At 67.0% G+C, this 22,133-nt stretch carries 22 protein-coding genes; 7 read left to right on the top strand and 15 right to left on the bottom strand.

From position 1 onward, the window contains the following. On the bottom strand, positions 1 to 1,307 hold a 1,307-nt coding region (locus JZ791_RS37355), incomplete at its 3' end, for a helix-turn-helix domain-containing protein (RefSeq protein WP_216901604.1). 252 nt (positions 1,308 to 1,559) lie between these two features. Next, positions 1,560 to 1,886, bottom strand: coding sequence for a hypothetical protein (locus tag JZ791_RS37360; protein ID WP_216901606.1), 327 nt, complete (start codon positions 1,884 to 1,886; stop codon positions 1,560 to 1,562). A gap of 160 nt (positions 1,887 to 2,046) precedes the next feature. On the opposite strand from JZ791_RS37360, the gene JZ791_RS37365 reads away from it, so the two are divergent. Then, positions 2,047 to 2,394, top strand: a complete 348-nt coding sequence (locus JZ791_RS37365) for a hypothetical protein (protein WP_216901608.1) — start codon at positions 2,047 to 2,049, stop codon at positions 2,392 to 2,394. Positions 2,395 to 2,706: 312 nt separating this feature from the next. Continuing rightward, positions 2,707 to 3,441 carry a M50 family metallopeptidase gene (locus tag JZ791_RS37370; protein ID WP_216901610.1) on the top strand — a complete coding sequence of 245 codons (735 nt, stop codon included), beginning with the start codon at positions 2,707 to 2,709 and terminating at the stop codon, positions 3,439 to 3,441. A 163-nt stretch (positions 3,442 to 3,604) separates the two neighbouring features. Here the strand turns inward: JZ791_RS37370 and JZ791_RS37375 are convergent, their stop codons facing one another. The 3 genes from JZ791_RS37375 to JZ791_RS37385 all read right to left on the bottom strand — a co-directional run bounded on the left by JZ791_RS37375 (position 3,605) and on the right by JZ791_RS37385 (position 7,093). Then, positions 3,605 to 4,426, bottom strand: a complete 822-nt coding sequence (locus JZ791_RS37375) for a tetratricopeptide repeat protein (RefSeq protein ID WP_216901612.1) — start codon at positions 4,424 to 4,426, stop codon at positions 3,605 to 3,607. 472 nt (positions 4,427 to 4,898) lie between these two features. Next, complete coding sequence (locus JZ791_RS37380; RefSeq protein ID WP_216901614.1) at positions 4,899 to 6,128, bottom strand: SGNH/GDSL hydrolase family protein; 1,230 nt, start codon at positions 6,126 to 6,128, stop codon at positions 4,899 to 4,901. Positions 6,129 to 6,652: 524 nt separating this feature from the next. After that, positions 6,653 to 7,093 (bottom strand): SRPBCC domain-containing protein, encoded by a 441-nt coding sequence (locus JZ791_RS37385; RefSeq protein WP_216901616.1) that lies wholly within the window; start codon positions 7,091 to 7,093, stop codon positions 6,653 to 6,655. 307 nt (positions 7,094 to 7,400) lie between these two features. Here JZ791_RS37385 and JZ791_RS37390 point away from each other — a divergent pair, with 307 nt between their 5' ends. Continuing rightward, positions 7,401 to 8,894 (top strand): DEAD/DEAH box helicase, encoded by a 1,494-nt coding sequence (locus tag JZ791_RS37390; protein WP_216901618.1) that lies wholly within the window; start codon positions 7,401 to 7,403, stop codon positions 8,892 to 8,894. A gap of 21 nt (positions 8,895 to 8,915) precedes the next feature. On the opposite strand, the gene JZ791_RS37395 is transcribed toward JZ791_RS37390, so the two are convergent. The 3 genes from JZ791_RS37395 to JZ791_RS37405 all read right to left on the bottom strand — a co-directional run bounded on the left by JZ791_RS37395 (position 8,916) and on the right by JZ791_RS37405 (position 10,292). Further along, positions 8,916 to 9,107 (bottom strand): hypothetical protein, encoded by a 192-nt coding sequence (locus tag JZ791_RS37395; protein WP_216901620.1) that lies wholly within the window; start codon positions 9,105 to 9,107, stop codon positions 8,916 to 8,918. A 202-nt stretch (positions 9,108 to 9,309) separates the two neighbouring features. After that, complete coding sequence (locus JZ791_RS37400; RefSeq protein WP_216901622.1) at positions 9,310 to 9,570, bottom strand: hypothetical protein; 261 nt, start codon at positions 9,568 to 9,570, stop codon at positions 9,310 to 9,312. Between the two features lie 578 nt (positions 9,571 to 10,148). Then, positions 10,149 to 10,292 (bottom strand): hypothetical protein, encoded by a 144-nt coding sequence (locus JZ791_RS37405; protein ID WP_254206986.1) that lies wholly within the window; start codon positions 10,290 to 10,292, stop codon positions 10,149 to 10,151. A 334-nt stretch (positions 10,293 to 10,626) separates the two neighbouring features. On the opposite strand from JZ791_RS37405, the gene JZ791_RS37410 reads away from it, so the two are divergent. From JZ791_RS37410 to JZ791_RS37420, 3 genes are all read left to right on the top strand, one after another. After that, positions 10,627 to 11,460 carry a helix-turn-helix domain-containing protein gene (locus JZ791_RS37410; protein WP_216901626.1) on the top strand — a complete coding sequence of 278 codons (834 nt, stop codon included), beginning with the start codon at positions 10,627 to 10,629 and terminating at the stop codon, positions 11,458 to 11,460. Continuing rightward, the gene (locus JZ791_RS37415) at positions 11,457 to 11,663 is read left to right on the top strand and encodes a DUF397 domain-containing protein (protein ID WP_216901628.1); all 207 of its coding nucleotides are present in this window, start codon (positions 11,457 to 11,459) and stop codon (positions 11,661 to 11,663) included. The genes JZ791_RS37410 and JZ791_RS37415 overlap by 4 nt, the downstream gene beginning before the upstream one ends. A gap of 447 nt (positions 11,664 to 12,110) precedes the next feature. Then, positions 12,111 to 13,094, top strand: a complete 984-nt coding sequence (locus JZ791_RS37420; protein WP_216901630.1) for a DNA-3-methyladenine glycosylase family protein — start codon at positions 12,111 to 12,113, stop codon at positions 13,092 to 13,094. 119 nt (positions 13,095 to 13,213) lie between these two features. On the opposite strand, the gene JZ791_RS37425 is transcribed toward JZ791_RS37420, so the two are convergent. The 4 genes from JZ791_RS37425 to JZ791_RS37440 form a co-directional block, all read right to left on the bottom strand. Then, positions 13,214 to 13,864 (bottom strand): maleylpyruvate isomerase family mycothiol-dependent enzyme, encoded by a 651-nt coding sequence (locus JZ791_RS37425; RefSeq protein ID WP_308163342.1) that lies wholly within the window; start codon positions 13,862 to 13,864, stop codon positions 13,214 to 13,216. A gap of 199 nt (positions 13,865 to 14,063) precedes the next feature. Then, the gene (gene katG, locus JZ791_RS37430; RefSeq protein ID WP_216901632.1) at positions 14,064 to 16,277 is read right to left on the bottom strand and encodes a catalase/peroxidase HPI; all 2,214 of its coding nucleotides are present in this window, start codon (positions 16,275 to 16,277) and stop codon (positions 14,064 to 14,066) included. Positions 16,278 to 16,332: 55 nt separating this feature from the next. Continuing rightward, positions 16,333 to 16,794 carry a Fur family transcriptional regulator gene (locus tag JZ791_RS37435; protein ID WP_216901634.1) on the bottom strand — a complete coding sequence of 154 codons (462 nt, stop codon included), beginning with the start codon at positions 16,792 to 16,794 and terminating at the stop codon, positions 16,333 to 16,335. A gap of 144 nt (positions 16,795 to 16,938) precedes the next feature. Then, positions 16,939 to 17,688: a TetR family transcriptional regulator gene (locus JZ791_RS37440; RefSeq protein WP_216901636.1), complete on the bottom strand. Its 750-nt coding sequence runs from the start codon at positions 17,686 to 17,688 to the stop codon at positions 16,939 to 16,941. Between the two features lie 93 nt (positions 17,689 to 17,781). Here JZ791_RS37440 and JZ791_RS37445 point away from each other — a divergent pair, with 93 nt between their 5' ends. Next, the gene (locus JZ791_RS37445; protein ID WP_216901638.1) at positions 17,782 to 18,993 is read left to right on the top strand and encodes an FAD-dependent monooxygenase; all 1,212 of its coding nucleotides are present in this window, start codon (positions 17,782 to 17,784) and stop codon (positions 18,991 to 18,993) included. 14 nt (positions 18,994 to 19,007) lie between these two features. On the opposite strand, the gene JZ791_RS37450 is transcribed toward JZ791_RS37445, so the two are convergent. From JZ791_RS37450 to JZ791_RS37460, 3 genes are all read right to left on the bottom strand, one after another. Continuing rightward, positions 19,008 to 19,838, bottom strand: a complete 831-nt coding sequence (locus JZ791_RS37450) for an SAM-dependent methyltransferase (RefSeq protein WP_216901640.1) — start codon at positions 19,836 to 19,838, stop codon at positions 19,008 to 19,010. A 187-nt stretch (positions 19,839 to 20,025) separates the two neighbouring features. Beyond that, positions 20,026 to 20,745 (bottom strand): dienelactone hydrolase family protein, encoded by a 720-nt coding sequence (locus JZ791_RS37455; protein ID WP_216901642.1) that lies wholly within the window; start codon positions 20,743 to 20,745, stop codon positions 20,026 to 20,028. A 199-nt stretch (positions 20,746 to 20,944) separates the two neighbouring features. After that, a partial coding sequence (locus JZ791_RS37460) for an MFS transporter (RefSeq protein WP_216901644.1) occupies positions 20,945 to 22,133 on the bottom strand: 1,189 nt, incomplete at its 5' end.

The raw sequence follows: 22,133 nt of genomic DNA on the forward strand, positions 1-22,133 counted from the left end.
GGGGCGAGGAGACGTAGGGCGTGTTCGTGGATTTCGGCGTCGTTGTGGCATCGAATGCCGAAGTGCACTGCGTGCGTCGGGCATTCGCTCGCCAGGACGGCGGTCCGGAGGCTGACGGTCAGGTATTCGCGCCATTCGGCGATGCCGGGGGTGTCGGATTCGGGTAGTAGGGGGCCCCGGTACAGGTGCAGGGCCGTGGTCAGATCGCCGAGGGCGACGGCGTCGAGCACGTCGACCGCATCGCAGGAGATCGGGCGGGTGAGGGCGTAACGACGGCTGGCGATGTCGCCGCCGGTGGCATTGCGCAGGTGGGAGACGTCGGCCTTCAGGGTGTTGGCCGAGACCTGCCGATCGCCGTAGATGGCGGCCTGCAGCGCCTGGGGGGTGTAGCCGTCGGGTTTCAGGGCCAGCAGGGCCAGGATCTCGATCTGCCGGGGTCGCAGACGGATCGAGTGGCCGCCGCGCACGAGTCTGGCGCGGCCGAGGCATTCCAGGCGGATGCCGGGATCCTCGGCGGGCGGGTACGCGGGCAGCTGGGATTGGATCGCCAGTGCCAGCGCGCGCACCGTCGACAGGGCCAGGGGGTGGGAGCGCTCCCAGCTACTGGACAGATCGATCACGCCGAGGCGGCGGCCGTCGGGGGCGTTGATCGGGGCGCTGTAACACACCCAGTTGTGCAGCGCGGCGACGAGATGTTCGGCGGAGAACACCGTGCTGGGCTGTCCGGTGCACAGGGCCAGCGACATGGCGTTGGTGCCCATGTGCGGCTCGTCCCAGCGGCCGCCCGGCGCGAAGTTGAGTCGCTCGGCGCGGCGCCGGATCACCCGGCCGCCGTCGGCCCACAGGATGGTGCCGCGTTCGTCGGTGACACAGGCGGCGTAGCCGGAATCGTAAGTGAGGCTGTGTAATTCGTCGGCGAGCGCGGTGACGGGGCCGCGCAGCGGGGAACGTGCCCAGCGCGCACCGAGTTCGTCGTCGTCGGCGGGGGCGGCGCGGGTGGACGGGTCGACGGTGCCGAAGGAGCGTTGCCAGGACTGCGCGACCTCGGTGCGCACCTGGGGCGGGGTGTTCGAGGGCGTGCCGTGCTGGGGCGCATCGCGCGGAGGTGGCGGTGTATCGCGCACCGGCTCCTTCGCGCTGCGGGCCGGGACGACGGTGTCCGCCTCGCGTGCCGTCGCGGCCACATGCTCGGGCAACGGCGCTCCGGCGTCCCGCGGCGTCTCGCCCTGGGCGTGGGGGAGCGCCCAACGGGCCCACTCGCGCTCGAGTGCGGCGCGCTGCTGCGTGAGGCTGCGTGACTGTGACATAACCACCTGTGAGGTCGCCGTCCGGGTGCCTGTGCTCCATGATTGCGCACCCACGACCTGCGGCGTGGCGAATTGCCAGGGGAGAATGTGCCATCGTCGGCGGACTCGACGAGCGCGGCTGGGTTTCGGACCGGGACGATGTCGCCAGCGGCGACGAAACCGTAAGAATCGCAGTGGAACACACACGCTCGACACCGGGCCAACCGTTGCGGCGTATCCATGTCGAACTACCGTGCGGAGCCGAGCCTATTGTCAGTTCTGCTGGTTGAAGAAGATCCCGGCGACATTGGCATTCTTGATCGGTGTCTGGGCATTACGCTGATTGCTGCACAGGAAGTTGACCGCGACCATGGTGGCGTCGACCTGGGTGCCTGCCGGGTCGTGGTTGTTGCCGGTCTGCTTCTGGATGAACTTGGTGATCGTCGTGCGCTGGGTGTCCGGATCCTGCTTGACGTAGTCACTGCAAGGGGTGTCGCCGCCCTTGTTCAGTGCCTGCTCGACCTCCGTGCACCCGGTGAGAAGCGTTGCGGCGACGGCGATCCCGGCGGTGCAGGCGGCGGCCCATCGGATGGTCGTCATCGGGATCTCCTAGGGTGGTCGTGCGCCGGTCTGCTGCTGTCGGTGCGTGCGGCCTCTGCTCGCAACGCCCGTCAGCATAGAGGGTTCCCGGGGATGCGTACGGTAACCGAAAGGTCGGCTCGGATTCTCCAACTGGTCGGCGTGGAAGGTGGCCGCCGCCATGGAGATTCAGCGCGCGGGCGGCCTGGCCCCCCTCACGCACGGGCAGATGCACTACTCGCTGATCGGCCGGTACGTGATCCCGATGATGCGCCGCTACGGCCTGGGCGACGGTGTGGAGCCTCCTGCCAGCGGGCTGCTGTCGGGCAAGTACACCCGCGAGAACCTGGCAGCATCCTGCTGGGCGCCAGCAAGATCCACCAGCTCGAGGACAACCTGGACGCGGCCGAGGTCTCCCCACCGACGACGAACTGGCCGAGCTGTCCGCCGCGATGCCACGACTCCGGTCTACCCGAACTGGTTCATCGACAACCTGAAGGAAGCACCCGAAGGGGTGAAGCCCCGGTAGTCCGTCGGCCGCGATCCGGCCTGACGCTGCATTTTTCCGCCTCGAAACTCTGGTTCCCGACGATTCCGCCCGAAGAATGCAGCAGCCGGAGGCCGGTTCTCCCATACCCCGCGACCCGCCGGCCATCAGTGCACGGCCACCACACCGAACCGCGCTCCGCGAGCCGACTCCACGCGACGACCCGGCCTATCGCTGCATTCTCCGGCTCCAAAAGTCCGGTTCCGGAGAAATTCGCACGGAAAATGCAGCGGGAGGCCGGTTCTCCGATGGCGCGATCCTGCGAGGTCGGCGGCGCATCGCTATCCTTCGGCGGTGAGTGTGTCGAGGTTCGCGGATTCGGTGTCGTCGGTGACCGATCGGTTGGGGTTGGTCTCGGCGCATCCGCCGCTGTGGGTCGTGCTGGCCACCGCGGCGGTGGCGTTGGTGCTGGTGCTGTACACGCCGGTGTGGCGGGTGCTGCGTACCGGCGTGACGATCGCGCACGAAGGCGGGCACGCGCTGGTGGCGGTGCTGTCGGGGCGCACGTTGCGGGGGGTGCGGCTGCATTCGGACACATCCGGGGTGACCGTGTCGCGGGGCAAGCCGTATGGGCTGGGCATGGTCCTGACCACGATGGCCGGATATCCGGCGCCGTCACTGCTGGGCCTGGGCTGCGCGGCGCTGCTGGGGGTGGGGCGGCTGATGCTGATGCTGTGGCTGGTGGTCGTGGCGCTGATCGTGCTGCTGCTGTTGATCCGCAACCTGTTCGGCCTGCTCGCGGTCGTCGTGGCGGGTGTGGTGGTCGGCGGTGTGTCGTGGTACGGCTCGGTGGTGGCGCAGGGTGTCTTCGGTTACGGGGTGGCGTGGTTCCTGCTGTTCGGCGGGATGCGCGCGGTGCTGGAACTGCAGCGCGTGCATGTGCGCGGCGACGGCTCCGATGCCGATCAGCTCTCACGCCTCACCCATCTGCCCGCGTTCCTGTGGGTGCTGGTGTTCGGGGTCGCGGCGCTGGGTTCGGCGGTCGTGGGCGGGGGACTGCTGGTGGGACACTGGACGTTCGCTCCCTGAGCTCACCCGCCTCGCCGACCCTGCATGCTCTGCCAACTTCCCCCATCACCGGTGAGTCACCCCGCCCTGTCGGCTCCGCGAACTCGGCCGACTCACCAGCCCGCTGAGTTCAGCTGCCCCATAGGCTTCGTAGGCTCTCCGACCCGAACACACTCCCGGAGGCCTACGGCTGGGTCTGTCCGCTGGCGAAGGCTCGCCATACTCGCGCTTCCTGCGAATTGCCTTGGCGGTCCAGGACTTCCGCGAGACCGGCCATGGCGCGGATGTCGCCGTGGTCGGCTGCGGTGCGCCACCAGCGCTCGGCCTCGATGAGGTCGCCCTGGCGGAAGCACACGACGCCCAGGTCGTAGGCCGCGCCGAGGTGACCGAAATCGGCGGCCTGGGTCCACAGGGTGCAGGCCTGGTCGATATCGCCGCGCCCGTGCATGGCCACGCCGAGGTCGTAGAGGGCGCCGCGATAGCGGGACTGGTCGGTCTCGATAACGCTCACCCCCATCTCCACGACGAGTTCGCCGAAATCGGGCACGCCGACACCGGTGCTGCACCGCAGCAGCGTGCGCCCGGACGGCGACCGCTCGATCACCACCCCGTAGTTGCCGCTCCACGACACCGTCGCACCGTCGCCGGTCATCCATACCGGCGTGATGGTGAAGCCGGCGTCCGGACCGGCGCCGCACACCTCGACCTCCACACCGCCGGACAGCGCGTCGGTCCACACGTCCACCCCGCGGATCCGCCGTCCCTCCAGGGCGACGTGCCCACTGAGTACCGACACCCCGACACCGAGCCCGAGCAGCCCGGCCGGGGGCGCGGCGCGCAGGAGCGTGAGGGTGAGCACGGTCGGATCCGCACCCAGCGGAGCGGAATACATGGGATGCACCGTGTGCCCGTCCCATTCGATCGCCGCAGCCCCGTCGTACCGCTCGGCCAGCTGCCGCGCCCCGTTGCGCTCGAGCGAGGTGTCGTACATGTACGGCCCGGTCATCGCGCCCGCCCCTTTCGCCGAAGCTGCTCCGGGAGATGTCGGCCCATACCGTAGCTCCCGGGCTCCAACGAAATTCCATGAGCCCCCGAATGTTCGCCCGGACGCGTGTCCAGTAAACACTGCGCTTATATTCCGGGCAACCGGTTTGCGTCGGATGCGCGTTTGCGCACCGCGCCCACCCTCCCGCGCATACCGAGACCGGTGAGCGATGTCCGATTATCGCGAGATTCGGGTGCGTGCATGCGCCGGAACCGAACGGTCGGGTTCGGGCGTATGCACCCGAACCCGATTCGAATTCACCGGGACTTTTCGACCTCGGCCAATCCAGCCGCGCCGAACCTGCCCAGGGTGTATCCCTTGGCGAGCATATCGTCGGCGACCTTCACCTCGGTCGGGTGACCACTCTCGGTGATCGTGAAATAGTTCCGGCCCGCTGCCGTGTCAGCACGACAGTGTTTTCGGCATTCGCGGATCAGATGTACTGCTTGTCGTGGGCCCACCGAGTCGCGTTCAGTCTACCCAGGGCATACCCCTTGGCGAGCATGTCCTCGGCGATCTTCAGCGCGATCAACTTGTATACCGCCTCGGTCGGGTGCGCGGCGTCGGTGATCGTGAAGAAGTTCCGGGCCGCGGCCATCTCATCGGTATCCGTATCGGTGCCGCCGTATTTCACCGAAATTTCGTCGGTCTGTTTCTTCGAGCGCAGGCCGAATTCCTGCGGATGGCCGCAGATATAATTCAATCGCTCGTACATCGGCACGAACGTGATGTTCCCCGGCAGCACGCCCGCCTCGGTGTCCTGCCAGCCGGACAGGGCCACCGAGCGCAGAATCTTGTTGTATCGCTGGGTCAGGCGCACGAACTGCGCGACGATGGCGAGTTCGCCCTTCTTCTTCTGTTCCACGATCCGGGGTGCGATGTTCGGATCGGGCAGCGAGATGAACAGGAAATGCTGGTCGTGGCTGTCGTCCGGGAATGCCTGCACGATGCGGTTGCACAGCGAGACGACCTCGGAGATCATCGGGATCACGCCCTGCCCCTTGGGTGTTTCCTGCATCGTCTTGCCGATCACATACGCGGGGTTGTGCTCGGCCAGCAAGGGCGTTTCCTCGTCGGCCGGATACTTCTTCCACAGCGGATCGAGGGTCGCCACCTCCATCGGGGCCTTGTCGTAGACGACCTCCGGCCCCTGGGTGTCGGCCCGTTCCGCGGTGACGATGTCGTTCAGGCCGATCCAGATCACGTGCAGGGTGGCCCCGGTGAACTTGGCGCCGAGTTTCTTCCGCTGCTCGATATATTGATCGCACTGGGCGGTGAGGTAGGACAGCGTCCCGCCCTTGGCCAGCTTGTCATTGGCCGCTACCGCGCCACCCTTGGCGAAGTTGGCGTAATAGACCAACGGCCCTTTTTCCACGGAGTTGGAGTTGGGAATCTTGGAATTCTCTGTGAGCGACTGGAATACCGTGGATTTCTTCTTCGTCGCCCCCGCATCGAGACCGACCAAGCTATCCGAGCCGACCCATTCGTAGATGTAGTCGGTCCAGTTACGGCCGTCGCTGTACCGACCCGTCTCGTTCGTCGTCATCTCGCCGATGGCCTTCGCGAACCCGCCGAGAAACGTTTTGTTCATGATCCCGATGTCGGACAGACTGTCGCCGAAGACGACCAGATTCGACAGTGGGATCTGTTGTGGTTGTGTCATGGCACACTCCGTAACCACACCTGGCCCATGCGGACCAGGCGAAATGGTATCGAGGAAGATCGGCGCAGACGTGCCGCCGACCGATATGAGACTACTCGACTGTTCCGATCTTACCCGTAAGTAATGCCAAACCGTAAAGCAAATACGCAACCACGGAGTTTTCCCCACATGAAAGAATCGAATATTCGGAATTCGCGAACGCGTCGGCAAGGGCCATTAGGCCCGAAACAACCCACGAAACGTCCCGTGCTCGCTACAAGAAATCCAACCGGTACGAGACAGGCGGTTCCGTCAAGCTACTACATGGCGTAGTTGATTAGCGGTAGACTGCCCCTACGGAATACCACCCTTGGCGAGGCAGATATGCGGCGATCACCCGAATCCGGCACTACGTCAGCGCGTTCGCCGGCGCCCGGTGGGCAAGGCCGAGGGGCGGACCTGCGCACTGCCGCAGTGACTCATCGCGCGGCACGCCGCGCGTAGTGAGCACGGGCCTTGGCGCGGTTGCAACGGAGCCGAGCCCGTCAGGTGATCTGTTCTGCGCGTTTTTCGAGACTGGCCGTCATCGTGCCGAAACCGCGTCTGAACGCCGCTCCGAGCAGACGGGCCATCACCGGATTCAGCCACCCACCGAGTTCGAAATACGAGTCGTACCGACACCGGCGTGCGTCGACGGGTGTCACTGTGTGCGAACGCAGGCTGCGCAGGGCACCGAGCGGGAAGGGTTTCATGGAGTGGCTGAACTCGATGCCCGGGGTGTGCGTGCGAATCACCTCGCGCTGGATCATCTCCCGGCCGCCGACCAACCGCTCTCGCATGACGATCGGCGCGCCCGGTTCGAGGGTGGTGCTGCACTCGGTGCAGAACGGATTCCACTCCCCGTATCGCTCGAAGTCGGTGAGCACCCGCCACACCACCTCGGCGGGGGCGGCGATATCAACGCTGTCGTCGATCACAAAGGCCATGGTGCTCTTTCACTGTCGGCTGTATGGGTTCCCGCAGACTGATTATCGCTGTGGTCTCGACAGGGATACGCCGCCCGAGCCGATGGGGTTCGACAGCCGCCGCGCTCCCGAGTGTGATCAAGGAGACGAGGTCACGGACGATGCCCGGCGCGGTTGGTCTCTGGGTGTCTGATACATTGCTTAGAACACAGCAGCTCATACCGCAGCGGCTGTCGTTGGCAACTTCGCCACTTGTGCCTGACGCGCGGACCGGTGTCCGCAGCCGGTTTCGGGCACCACCCGATGCCTGAAAGGCACTGCAACACTGATGAATTCTGCTTCCCCCTTCGCGATGCTCGGCGTCCGCGAACCGCTCGTTCGCGCCCTGGCCCAGGCCGGGATCACCGAACCGTTCCCGATCCAGTCCGACACCCTGCCCGCCTCACTGGCAGGCCGTGACGTTCTCGGCCGCGGCCGGACCGGCAGCGGCAAGACTCTCGCGTTCGCCATCCCCCTGATCGACCGCTTGGCCGCCGGCCCGGCTCGCCACACCGCACCGCATCGGCCGGTCGGGCTGATCCTGGCGCCGACCCGGGAGCTGGCCACCCAGATCGCCACCGCCATCGAACCCCTGGCCACCGCGTACGGGATGACGGTCACCACGATCTTCGGCGGCGTCTCGCAGCACCGCCAGGAGCGGGCGCTGCGGCGCGGCGTCGATATCGTGGTCGCGTGCCCCGGGCGTCTCGAGGATCTGATGGGCCAGCGTCTCGTCACGCTCGACGCCGTCGCGGTCACGGTGATCGATGAGGCCGATCACATGGCCGACCTGGGATTCCTGCCCGGGGTCACTCGTATCCTGGCGGCCACCCCGGGCAACGGTCAGCGGCTGATGTTCTCCGCGACGCTCGACAACGGCGTCAACAAGCTGGTCAAGCGCTTCCTGCCGAACGCGACGCTGCACTCGGTCGACGAGGCGAACTCACCGGTCGCGGCCATGACGCACCATATCTTCGAGGCCTCGGACGTGACGGCCAAACGCGCTCTCGTGCAGACCCTCGCCTCCGGCACCGGACGGCGAATCCTGTTCACGCGCACCAAACATCAGGCGCGCAAGCTGGCCAAGCAGCTGACCGTGGCCGGTATCCCGGCGGTGGACCTGCACGGCAACCTGTCCCAGGGCGCCCGCGACCGCAACCTGGCCGCCTTCGCGGCGGGGGAGGCGAAGGTGCTGGTCGCCACCGACGTCGCGGCCCGCGGCGTGCATGTCGACGGCGTCGAACTGGTCGTGCACGTGGATCCGCCCGCCGAGCACAAGGCATATCTGCATCGTTCGGGACGTACCGCGCGGGCGGGGAGCGCGGGCGATGTCGTCACCGTCGTCCTGCCTGCCGAGCGCCGGGATCTCATGGCGTTGATGCGCAAGGCGAAGATCGATGTGACGCCGCAGCGGGCACCCGCCGACTCACCCGCGGTGGCCCAACTGGTCGGCGATGTCGCCCCACTGCGACACGTCAGTGATGAGCCCCGCCAGACCGCGAGCACCGAGCGTCGGGGGCGACGCGGTGACGCGGCGCCGAAGGGCCAGTCGCGGGGCGCCGAGCGCAGCCGCGCAGGTGCGCGCACGGGTGGTGGTTCGGCAACCGGTGGGTCCGCCAAGCGCACCCACGCGGGGGCCGCCAAGCGAGCACACACCGACCAGACGAAGTCGGCGAACCGCGGCGGCACACACCGAAGCAGCCGGGGCGCAGCGCCTTCCGGTAGCACGGGCGGCGTCGCCGGATTTTCGAAGTCCGGCGGCGGTACCCGCGGCCGTCGCTGACGGAAGGCGCTGGGCGACGGCTTACTTCAGTTCGGACAGGTCCAGACCCAGCATGGCTAGCAGCTCCGCGCACTCGGCGGCGTTCTCCGAGTAGGCCGCGACTGTCGTCGCGGCCAGCGCGTTGCGCTGGAGGCATGCCTCCTTCTCCGCCGCGCGCAGGTTTGCGAAAGTACTCGCCTCATCGACAAGCTGGATGTTTCGGGCCGCAGCCATAAAAGACTCCTTGTAGGTAGTCGCATTGACCCTACCCGATGCAACATGGCAGCACAGCGCTACCTCACCGCATGCCCGGCCCGCGCGGCGATATCGCGGGTCGGGCAGTGCGCTCGCCACATTCCGGGCACTCGGGCAGTGGGTCCATACTGTGGGCGATCTAATGTGACGCACTCGTGGGGTTCTGGCGGGTTTCGTTGTGTCAGTGCTGGACGGTGATCCGGCGTCCGTCCGTGGTGTGGACGAATACGTGGGGCTCGTCGCCGCGGTGCGCTCGTGCGACCGCGAACGCGAGGCCACCGTCGCTGATGGGTTCGCGGGTCTCCTGGCCGTCGACGACGATAGCGATCTCCGTGGCGTCTTCAGCGGCGAGGCCCGTGACCGCGAACCAGACGAACTCGGGGCGCGTGCCGTCACGATCGGGACTGCCGAACCGTTTGCGGTTCAGCCGCTGCAACGGCATGTAGTCCTGCGTTCGTGCTTGCCGCGGCTCTGCCGGACGTGGAGTTCCGAGTGTCATGCTCGGGGGTGATCACCATGAACCGGGTGTCCTCGCTGTCCAGTACCACGCCCACGACCTCATCGCGGATGATCACCGCGACCGGGGCGAACTCGCCGCCGTATCCGGAGATCGACTCGACCGCGACAGTGATTGCGGGGTGCGAAAGTGCTTGGCTCACAAGCTCATCCTTTCCGGCGTCTCAGCAATCCATCTGTTCGACGGAACTGGGTACGACTCGGTGAGGGGGTCAGGGGCGGTTGGGTGGGCGTGGTTCGCCGCACTGCGGGCAGTCGGCCTGCGAGCCGTCGGGATGGAGATGGCCCATCCGATCGAGCATGAGGTGACAGCCGCGGAGCATTTCGCAGGTTTCGAGGGTGCAGTCGGCGTGCAGGGGGTCGGCCAGCACGCGATGGAGTTGTGCAGGGGGCATGACGTGGCCCGGGTATTGGTGAAAAACGGGATTACCCGGGGGAGCTTTTCTCGACGGAATATCGCCTGGCGGAATATCTTTCGATGGCGGCGTGTCAGCGGCGGGCATGTCAGTACCCCAGGTGTGGAACGTCGGCGGGGACGAGTTTGCCCGCCTCGATGAGACGGCGCTTGGCCTGCGCTTTCACCGGGCAGATAGTGGCTGGGCAATCCAGATGCTCCCGCATGACGAGGTGGGCGTATTCGATTGTCATCACCGGCAATACGGCGTGATTTGTTATCGGCAGGTCATACATTTTGGAATACTCCGGAATTCACTGCGACGGATTGGAAGACCCGATAGCCGAGGCCGAAACCTTCTCGCGTCCACTCTTTTTCGAGAAAGTTGGGTACATCCCGGCTACCGGGGTATGTTCACTTCTACGCCGCCTGGGGACACGGGGGAAACGAAACGCACCATGATTCGCAGAAAAACTCGACCACAGTCCAAAACAGGTGACGACACTATTCCAAAATTGCGTACGAGACCGATTGAGAGGCAGGCGAATGGCTTCTGGCAGTGTTCCGCGCCGTATGCTGGGTCGGAGGTTGAAGCAGCTCAGAGAAAAGGCGGGCGTGTCGCAAGCGGCGGCGTGTCGTGCGATAGAGATCGCCCCGCAGACGTTGTGGCGCATTGAAACCGGTCAGCCTGGGCCAAAACTGAAAGACATTTATGTCGAAACGTTGGGGCGGTTGTACGCGGTATCGGAGACCGAGATCGCCGAGTTGGTGAAGCTGGTCGCGGAGACGAAGAACAGCGGCTGGTGGTATGCGTACAGCGACGTCGTGCCACCGGATTTCGACGTATACCTGGGCATGGAGGAATCCGCGCGCACGATGACGTCACTGCAGTTGACGCTGGTCCCGGGCCTGCTTCAGACGACGAACTATCGGCGCGCCGTGATCTGGGCAGGATTTCCGGGAATGTCGACGGCCGAAGTCGAACGTCGAATTCAGATCCAGGCCAATCGTCAGGGGCGGCTCATGGAGCCGCCGGAGCAGTTCACCGTGACCATGTTCGTGGGGGAGGCGGCCTTGCGTTACCCGGTCGGTGGTCAGTCGGTTATGCAGGAGCAGCGCTTCCACCTTCTCGAGGTGGCACGGTTGCCCACTGTCACGGTGCGGGTGGTGCCCATGACAATCGAGATGCCGGTGGCTCTGGTAGCGGGATCGTTCGTGCTGCTGGATTTTCCGCCGCATGCCACGGAACGGCTGAGCGAGCCGCCCGTGGTGTACATCGAGGGCTATACCGGCGCCCTGTATCTCGACAAGCCGGGCGAGATCGACCGCTACAACCAGACGTGCAGGGCCATTCACACGATGGCCCTGAACGAAGAGAAATCCAGGGAGTTCATCCTGGACATAACAAAGGAGAACCAATGAGTACAGATCTGTCGGCGGCGCACTGGTTCAAGAGCAGCCACAGCGGTCCGGAGCGGGAATGCGTGGAGGCGGCGTTCCTGCTCGGCGGCCTCGTCGGGGTTCGCGATTCCAAGAACAAGACCGGCCCGGCGCTCGTCTTCTCTCCCGGCGAGTGGGACGCCTTCGCGACAGGCGTGAGGGAGGGCCGGTTCGACCGCATGTGAGCGGTCGCGTATTCACCAGATGAAAGGAGCCCCGGACGTTTTCGGCGTCCGGGGCTTCTGCGGTGGTCATCCGGAGAATTCGAAGCAGTTGAGCACGTCGTAGTTGCGGGCGGGAGTGATGTTGTTGAACCGATATATCAACCGCGCCCCGACGAGGGGATCTTCGCCCAGCCCGCGAGCATGGACGTGCGTACGAGCAGTCGCAGACGGGGATTCCAGTGTTCGATATCGCGGATATCGGTGATTGTTCGTCGCCGGCCAAAGCCATACAGGGCCCGAATCGGCAGGCTCGGGCGCGGTCCCGGGCTGGATCGTGCTCTCATGGCGACACCTCCCACATCCGTATAGTCGATCGAGGAATGAAGTCCCCGGCATGATCGAGGAGGACACCATGCTCGTGCTCGCCCCCGAAGGCCCCGCCTTGATCGCGCTCCCGGAGTGCCGAGCGTGACCGCCGCCTCCTTCACTCCCCGAGGCCCCTTCTCGCTGGCCGCCTCCACCCGGTTCCTGGAGGGATTCACTCCCGCCTCCTACGACCATCCGGCCGACGATGTCCTGCGCCTGGCTTTCCCCGCCGACGACAACCAGCACGTCGTCGGCTGCGCTGTGCGTCAGGGAGAGGGAGCCGACGCCGCGGTGACCGCCGACTTCACGCTCCGGACAGACCAGGACGCCCCCGCCGAGTCACAGCAGACCCAGCGCATCGGACCCGACGACCCTGCTCACCCACCGCACCGGACCGATGCCGACCGCCGCGAGACCGTCCACGCGCAGATCGCCCGCATTCTGTCCCTGGACATCGATGGCGCCGGATTCCCGGCCGTCGGCGACCGCGACGAGGTCGTGGCGAGCCTGCAGGCCGACTACCCGGGACTGCGTCCGGTCTGTTTCTACTCGCCCTACGAGGCCGCTGCCTGGACGATCATCGGCAACCGCATCCGCACGACGCAGGCCGCCGCGATCAAGGCCGGACTCGCCCGCGACCACGGCCGAGCCGTCGAGGTGGCGGGCCGGACGCTGTACGCGTTTCCCACCCCGGCCGTCCTGCGTAACCTGGCGCACATCCCGGGGCTGACCGATATCAAGATCGAACGCCTGCACGCCCTGGCCGACGCCACCCTCGCCGGTGATCTCGACGCCGCCGCCCTGCGCGCCCAGGACCCCGGCCATGCCTTGCGGGCGCTCCAGAAACTCCCGGGCATCGGCCCGTTCTCCGCCGACCTCATCCTCATCCGTGGCGCCGGCCACCCCGACGTCTTCCCGGTCGCCGAACCTCGTGTTCACCAGGCCATGGCCGCCGAATACGGCCTCGATGCCACTACCGCCGAGAACCCCGCCCGCCTCGCGGCGATCGCGGAGAACTGGAGCCCCTATCGCAGCTGGGTTTCTCTGCTGCTGCGTGTCCGCATGCAGGACCGCGCGTCCGGTTGAGTCTGCGCGGATTCCTGCGGCCGCAGCCGTTCGGCGCGCTGCGGGAGCCGGGTCGACTGTGGCGCAGGCGGTTTCGGCAGCGAAGGCCACGGCGTCATCGAAGGCCGGGTGTCGCGAACTCAGGGAGCGTCCGTCAGCCGGTCCCGCAAGATCTCGAGCCCGGACCCGGACAGCTCATCACAGTAGGCGGATCGACCGGCCATCGCCATTATCAGCGCGATCGTCGTCCCGGTGACCAAGGGGCCGGTCCCGGCGGCGAACGGTCCGTCGGTCGCCTCCAGCCGCAGTCCCTGGCTGACAGTGCGGCTGGGAACGGTGAAGTTCCGCGCGGCGAAAAACCGCGCGATCTCCGTTACGGCTTCGGCCGACGGCGTGCGGGGGAACCCGAGCGGGCGCCGAATGTCCTGAGCATGGACGACGACCTCGCCGAGCCAGGCAGCGGTGGGCCCGAGTGGCGCGGTGGTGCTGGTGACGACCGCCCGGAACCGTTCCAAGGTCTCCGAGGGAGTGGCGCCGCGATGCTGCGCGAGCCGCCGATCGTTGTGCTTGTCGAAATCGAACCCGGCTCCGACGACACTGGTCATCCATCGCACCGGACCGATGCTGGCCGCCGCGGTGAGGTGGGCGAGCACCTCCTGGACCGTCCATCGCCCGCACAGCGACCGCCGCTCCCACTGCGAGGCGTCCAGACCGGTCAGATCGTCGGCCAGCGCCGCGCGCTCGGCCTGGACCATCGCCCATAGAGCTTGGCGGGCAACAGCATTCGACACGAGGACCTCCAGTTTCGGTGTACGCGGGCGATGCGCCGGGTACCCGGGTTCGTCGGGAGCCGGCGCGTGCCGGTTCCGCAGTGCAGACTACGGTGCCCGCACAGATTCATCGGTCCCCGCAACAAGACAGCGCCCCCGGACCGAAAGGTCCGGGGGCGCTGCCGAACGGCCGAGGGGCCGGTCATACTTCGACGATAACTCAGGCTAGGTCGAACCGGTCCAGGTTCGACACCTTCACCCACGCGGCGACGAAGTCGTTCACGAACTTCTGCTTCGAGTCGTCCTCGGCGTACACCTCGGCCAACGCCCGCAGCTGGGAGTTCGAACCGAACACCAGGTCGACCCGGGTGCCGGTCCACTTCTTGTCGCCTGTGGCGCGGTCCTTGCCCAGGTATGTGCCGTCGTCGGCGGGCGAGGGCTCCCACTTGGTGCCCATGTCGAGCAGGTTCACGAAGAAGTCGGTGCTCAGGGTGCCCGGCTTGTCGGTGAACACGCCGTGCGCGGAGTTCTGGAAGTTCGCGCCCAGCACCCGCAGGCCACCGACGAGAACGGTCAACTCCGGCGCGCTCAGGGTCAGCAGGTTCGCCTTGTCCAGCAGCAGGTATTCCGCCGAGACCCGCTGGCCCTTGCCCAGGTAGTTGCGGAAACCGTCAGCGGAGGGCTCGAGCGCGGAGAAGGACTCCACGTCGGTCTGCTCCTGGGTGGCGTCCGCGCGGCCCGGGGTGAACGGGACCTCCACCGGGAAGCCCGCGTCCTTGGCGGCCTTCTCGACCGCCGCGGCGCCGGCCAGCACGACCAGGTCGGCGAAGGAGATCTTCTTCTCCGAGGTGGCCTGGATGCTCTCGAGCACCCGCACGACCTGCGCGAGCTCGTCGGGCTCGTTGACCTCCCAGCCCGCCTGCGGCTGCAACCGGATGCGGCCGCCGTTGGCGCCTCCGCGCTTGTCACTGCCGCGGAACGACGAGGTCGCCGCCCATGCGGTCGAAACCAGCTGCGCCACAGTCAGATCCGACTCCAGCACCTTGGCCTTGAGCGCCGCCACGTCGGCCGGGCCGACCAGCTCGTGATCCACCGCCGGGACCGGGTCCTGCCACAGCAGCGTCTCGGCCGGAACCTCGGGACCGAGGTAGCGCACCTTCGGGCCCATGTCGCGGTGGGTCAGCTTGTACCAGGCCTTGGCGAACTCGTCCGCCAGCTCCTGCGGATTCTTCAACCAGCGGCTGGTGATCTCCTTGTAGATCGGATCCTCACGCAGCGCCAGGTCGGTGGTCAGCATGGTCGGCGCGTGCGTCACGCCCGCGACATGCGCGTCCGCCACGGTGTCCGCGCCCGCGCCGCCCTTGGGCTTCCACTGCCAGGCGCCGGCCGGGGACTTCCCCAGCTCCCACTCGTACCCGTACAGGATTTCCAGGAAGGTGTTGTCCCACTGGGTGGGCGTGGTGGTCCAGATACCTTCCAGACCCGAGGTGACCGCGTCCTTGCCGACGCCGGTGCCGTTGGCGTTGCGCCAGCCCAGGCCCTGCTCTTCCAGGGGCGCGCCCTCGGGCTCGGGGCCGACCAGGTCGGCGTCGCCGTTGCCGTGGGTCTTGCCGAAGGTGTGGCCGCCGACGATCAGCGCCGCAGTCTCCACATCGTTCATCGCCATGCGGCGGAAGGTCTCGCGGATGTCGACCGCGGCCTTCTGCGGATCCGGATTGCCGTTGGGGCCTTCGGGATTGACGTAGATCAGGCCCATCTGCACCGCGGCCAGCGGGTTCTCCAGCTCGCGCTCGCCGGTGTAGCGCTCGTCGTTGAGCCAGATGTCCTCGGGACCCCAGTACACGTCCTCCTCGGGCTCCCACTGATCTTCGCGGCCGCCGCCGAAGCCGAAGGTGGAGAAGCCCATGTCCTCGAGCGCGACGTTGCCGGTGTAGACGATCAGGTCGGCCCAGGACAGCTTCTTGCCGTACTTCTTCTTCACCGGCCACAGCAGCCGGCGGGCCTTGTCCAGGCTGGCGTTGTCGGGCCAGCTGTTGAGCGGGGCGAAGCGCTGCATGCCCGAGCCGGCTCCACCGCGGCCGTCGTTGATGCGGTAGGTGCCCGCCGCGTGCCAGGCCATCCGGATGAACAGCGGACCGTAGTGGCCGAAGTCCGCCGGCCACCAGTCCTGCGAGCTGTGCATGACCTCGATGATGTCCTGCTTGACCGCGCCCAGATCCAGGGTCTTGAACGCCGCGGCGTAGTCGTAGCCCGCGTCCTGCGGGTTGATCACGTCCGGGTTCTTCTGCAGGATCTTCAGATTGAGCTGGTCGGGCCACCAGTCACGATTGCTGCCGCCCTGGGTGGGGTACTTCAGGCGACCGTGCGCCACGGGACATCCGCCGAGGGCGGGTTCCGTGCTGGCCTCTCCAATAGGCGGGGTGTCTTCAGGCACGGCGACTCCTTTCGGGAGTGGGATATAGGTGGGCTGTTACTTCGAAGGGAAGCGCTCAGGGGGAGTGCGCAGGGGTATTCTGCACCGGATTCTTTTGTGCCGCAGCGCAATCGGGGCACAGGCCCCAGTACACGACCTCGGCCTCGTCGATGATGAATCCGTTGTCGTTCGAGGCGGTCAGGCACGGCACCTCGCCGACCGCGCAGTCGACGTCGGCGATCACGCCGCACGACCGGCACACCACATGGTGATGATTGTCCTCGACCCGCGTCTCGTACCGGGCCACCGAACCCATCGGCTGGATCCGCCGCAGCAGACCCGCCGCGGTCAGGGCCCGCAACACGTCGTACACGGCCTGATGGGAGACCGTGCCGAGGGTTTCACGCACCCGATTCATGATCGAATCGGTATCGGAATGGGGATTCTCGTGCACCGCGGTCAGCACCGCGATGCGCGGAGCCGTGACACGCAGCGCGGCTCCGCGCAGCATGCGCTCGAACTCCGCAGTGGTTGACACGTTCTGAAGTATGACTCATTCAAGTCTTCGGCGCATCCCATTCGCGGAAATTGGTAGTTTCCACGAAACGAGCAGCTGACAGCCGTCGCGTACCTGTCTGCCGGATCGCAGCGCCACCCGCCCCGGATATTTGAGACGCAGATATTATTGAGACTCGGTGGTGAGATGCCGGTAGAGGGTGGCGCGCGAGACGCCCAGGCGGGCGGCGATGTCGGCGATGGAGCCGTCGCCCGCGTCGCGCATGCGTCGCGCGGATTCGATCATCTCGGCGGTCATGACGCCGGGGCGGCCCCGGGCGGGCGGCGCGGGGGACACCGCGGGACGGGGCGGTTGCGATGGTCGCGATGGGTCTGCGGCCCAAGGCATGTCGAGTAGCCGGGCGGCCCCGGCGAGTATCGCCGCCCGCAGTTGTGTGGGCGGCGCGTCGGCGAACAGGGCCATCGGGTCGCTCACGGCGGCGTAGACCTGCGCGGCGCGCACCCGGGTGGCGAGGTCGGCGTCCGGGCCCGCGATCAGCCCCTGCACCGCCAGCGCGAAGTCGCGCAGGCGCGTGTAGGTCGTCTCGTCGGCGGCCAGCGCCTCGTCCTGCGCGTGGATCCGCATCAGGTCGCGGTGGGACAGCAGGACGTCCAGCAGTCCCTCCACCGCCGCCCAGCGGCGTGCTTCCGGGTCCTGGATCGCCCCCGCCGCGCGCACGGCCGCCTCGCTGTCGCTCAGCAGCGGCTCGAGAAGTGCCAGCAGGATGTCGCGCTTGCTCGGAAAGTGGTAGAGCACCGCGGTTTTCGTCAGGCCGACCAGGTTCGCGAGCTCGCGCACCGAGACCTGGTTGTAGCCGTGCTCGCCGAACATGTCGAGCGCGGCCGCCAGGATGCGCGCGCGGGAATCGTCGATCACAGGATCCGACCCTACCACTTGACTGACCGTCGGTCAGGAGCCTACCGTGACAATACTGACCGATGGTCGGTATTTTTGAGACAGGAGTGCGACATGGACAACGAACAGATACTGATCTCCGGCGCGGGCATCGCCGGACTGACGACGGCCTACTGGCTCTCACGGTTCGGGTTCCGGCCGACGGTGGTCGAGCAGGCGCCGGGGCTACGTCAGGGCGGTCAGGGGGTCGACGTGCGCGAACAGGCGATCGAGGTCATCGAGCGGATGGGCATCTGGCCGCGGGTGCAGGCCGCGGCGGCCGATGTGCGCGGTATGCGGTTCGTGGACGCCGACGGAGCGTGCGTCGGAAGCATCGACATGCAGCGCATCAAGGACAAGTACGGCAGCGCCGAGGTCGAGATCATGCGCGGCGACCTGGTCCGGTTGCTACACGAAACGACCGGCGACGATGTGGAATACCGCTTCGGCGACGCGATCCGATCCTTCGACCAGGACCAGACCGGCGTGACCGCCGAGTTCGAGCACGGCCACCGGCAGCGCTTCGACCTCGTGATCGGCGCCGACGGGCTGCACTCGGCGGTGCGGCGGCTGGCGTTCGGCCCCGAGCAGAGCGTGGTGCGTCACCTGAACTACTACGGCGCATTCGGCGATGCCGACCCGGGCCTGGGCCCTGACGGCTGGGTCACCCAGTACAACACTCCCGGCGTCATGGCCGGTATCTATCGCTCGCGCACACATGCCCGGGCCAAGGCGTTGTTCGCCTTCCGCAGCCCGCGTCTGGACTTCGACTCACGCGATACCGCCGCCGCCAGGGACATCCTGGCGGCCCACTTCGGCGACAACACGGCCTGGCATGTCGCCCAACTGCTGCAGAGCGCCCTCGCCGACCCCGACCTGTATGTCGACGCCCTCGCCCAGGTCCGCATGCCGTCCTGGTCGAGCGGCCGCGTCGCGCTCGTCGGCGACGCGGCCTACTGCGCCGCCCCGGTCTCCGGCGCCGGCGCCCAACTCGCCCTCCTGGGCGCCTACCGCCTGGCCGGCGAACTGGCCCAAGCCGGCGGTGACCACCGCACCGGCTTCGCTGCCTACGAGCGGACGCACCGGCCGCTGGTCACCGGCAAGCAGCGGATCGGACCGAACCTGCGGCTGCTGGCCCCGAAGACACGGGTCGGTATCACGGTGCGCAACACCCTCACCCGCCTGCCGGTACTCGAATCGCTGGGCGGTATGGAACGCATCATGGCACCGGGGACGACCGTTCCACTGCCCGAATACCGATCGGATCACGCCGGCTCCGCACAGTAGTGACCGCAGTCGTCTTACACCTTCCTGCCCACCGCCGCGTACCCGGCGGCGGGCGGCTGGGCCGCGGTCGGCAATCGGCTGACGCCCGGTTCCGGCGCCGGCTCGACACCGCCGGGATACCACTTCTCGATCGCGACGATCCCCGGATCGAGGACCTCGAGACCGTCGAAGAACCGCGCCACACCGTCGTGGGTCCGCGCTTGCATCTCGATACCGCTGCCCCGGTAGGCCGCCACCGTTCCCTCGACCATCTCGGGGTCGAAATCGGTGGTGAGATGCGTCATGACGAGAAAAGAACCCCGGGCCAGGGGCGCCAGCAACGTGTCGACGATCTCGTAGATCCGTTCTCCCGGAACGAAATGCCCGATCGCGATCAGGCTCAGCGCCACCGGTTCGGCGAAATCCAGTGTCTCCCGCACTTCCTCGGACTCGAGGATGTCCTGCGGCCTGGTCAGATCGGCCTGGACGTACTGGGTCCGGCCCTCCGGCGTACCGACCAGCAGCGCCCGGGCATGCGCGAGCACGATCGGGTCGTTGTCCACATACACCACACGAGCGGCGGGGTTGGTCTCCTGCGCGATCTGATGCAGATTGGGCTCGGTCGGGATGCCGGTGCCGACGTCGAGGAACTGGCGCACTCCCAGCCCGCTCACATGGCTTATCGCGCGGCCCATGAACTCGCGGTTTCCGCGGGCCACCGCCCGCACGGACGGGATCGCCCGCTCGATCGCCTCCGCCGCCTGCTTGTCCACGGCGTAATTGTCCTGACCGCCAAGGAAATAGTCGTAGATGCGGGCGCTATGGGCGCGATCCTGCCGGATATCCACGCCACCGACGTCGGCCATGATCCCTCCTCACTAGAGCCTTCAAGTCAACCCCGAGTTAACCACTCGGGCCGCCCGTACACGTAACGGTCGCAACAAATTCGGCCGCAGCGCCTGCTCCGAGAGGAGCCCGGTCCGCTGGTCACCGCTGCCGAGATGAGGTACTCGACAGCGGTGACCAAGCCGGCCTATCGTCTGCCGACCGAACTCACTTCAGGTGCCGGCCGAAGAACCGGGATCCGTCCTGCGCCTCGAACCACGGGGTGCCGGTGTGGCCGCCCAGATTGGCGTGCAGCGTCTTCTCCTTGCTGCCGAAGGCGTCGAACAGGTCCAGGGCTCGTTGCCGGGGGTTTCCTTCGTCGTCCCACTGCAGCAGGAACAGCAGCGGAACGGTGACCTCGCGGGCCTGCTCCCGCTGGGCGCGCGGCACGTAACCCCCGGCGAACAGACCGGCGGCGGCGATGCGCGGCTCGGCCACCATCAGCCGGATGCCGAGGGCCGTCCACCCCGAGTAACCGACCGCGCCGCCGATCTCGGGCAGCGCAAGCAGGGCATCCAGGGTGGTCCGCCATTCCGGGACCGCGTTGTCGACCAGCGGGCCCACGAACGACTCGAAGATCTCATCGACCGGCTCACCGGCCCTCATCGCCCGGCGGAGTTCGGCGCGGGCCTGATCGTCTGCGGCCGAACGGGGCCGCTCACCGCACCCGGGGCCATCGATGGTGGCCACCGCGTAGCCGGACGCCGCGGAATGCCGCGCCCGGGCCACCAGCCGGGGTTCCCGCCTGGGCAGGCCGTTGTTGTGGGCCATCAGGATCAGCGGAGCCGGGCCGGATCCCGCCGTCCACAGGGTGCCGGGAATCTCACCAAGGGTGAATTCGCGCTCGCGGACACCGTCGTCGAGGCGCTGTTCAGAAGTGAAGTGCATGGTCGTGCCTTTCGGGAATGCTCGTAAACGGCGCTCCCGGACGACCTATCGCCCGACCGTGACCCCGGAGGGGAGCACCCATGTCGATACAGCGTTCACGGATACCACCTCCTCGTTCTCTCACACGGTCTCCGGAACGATAGCAGTGGTCACCGTCGATCCGCCACCGAGTTTCGCCGAAGCTCCGTGGATCGCCATCTCAGCGCACGGCATCGCGCGCGGGGGCACGGACCGGGAGCAGCGCGGCCAAGCCCACGGCGAGTACCAGCAGCAGCCCGACGATCCCGCCGCGGTCCGAACCGACCGCCCAGACACAGAATCCGAAAAGAGTCGGCGCCAGGAACGACACCGCCCGGCCGGTGGTCGCGTACAGACCGAACAGCTGCCCCTCACGGCCGGCCGGGGCCAGCCGCGCGAGAAACGAGCGAGCCGACGCCTGAGCGGGCCCGACGAAGATGGTCAGCAGCAGACCGAATATCCAGAACATCACCGGCCCGGAAACGATCAGCAGCGCGACGCCACAGACGAGCATCGCGGCCAGCGACGCCACGATCACCCGCTTGGGACCGACCCTGTCGTCGATGCCCCCGGCCACGATCGCACCCAGCGCCGCAACGACATTCGCCGCGATACCGAACAACAGCACATCCGCGGCGGCGATACCGTACACCCGCACCGCCAGCACCGCACCGAACGTGAACACCCCCGCCAAACCGTCCCGGAATATCGCACTGGCCACCAGAAAACCGACCGTATGCCGATCGGCCCGCCACAGCCCGCGAAGATCGCGCCACAACACCGCGTAGGAAGCGAGAATCCCCGCCCGTGCCGCACCCGGATCGGTTCCGGGGCGCGATATTTCAGGCACCGCGAACAACACCGGAACCGCCGACACCGCGAACCACACCGCCGCCAGCACCGCGACCAGCCGGATGTTGAGCCCACCCTCGACAGGCACCGCAAGCAGCCCACGGTGGTCCCCGGACCCACTGATGAACCCGAAGTAGCAGATCAGCAACAGCACGATCCCGCCGAAATAGCCTATCGCCCAACCGAATCCGGATATCCGCCCGACGGTCGCGGGCGTGGAGACCTGACGCAGCATCGCGTTGTACGGCACACCCGCCAACTCGAAGAACGCCGACCCGAACCCGAGCAGCGTCAGCCCCAGCCACAGATAGTGATAATCGTCCTTCACCACAAACATCCCCGCCATCATCAGCACGGTGAGACCGGTCAGAACACCCAGGGCGAGTTTACGTTTCGCGGAGGCATCGAACCGCTGCCCACTGATCGGCGCGGTAACCGCCACCACGAACCCGGCCGCCCCCAACGCCCACCCCAACCACGCACTGGCCGAAATCCCACCCGGCACATGACCTCCTACC

Origin of the sequence: Nocardia alni, from assembly GCF_019038435.1 — a bacterium.
GTDB lineage: Bacteria > Actinomycetota > Actinomycetes > Mycobacteriales > Mycobacteriaceae > Nocardia > Nocardia alni.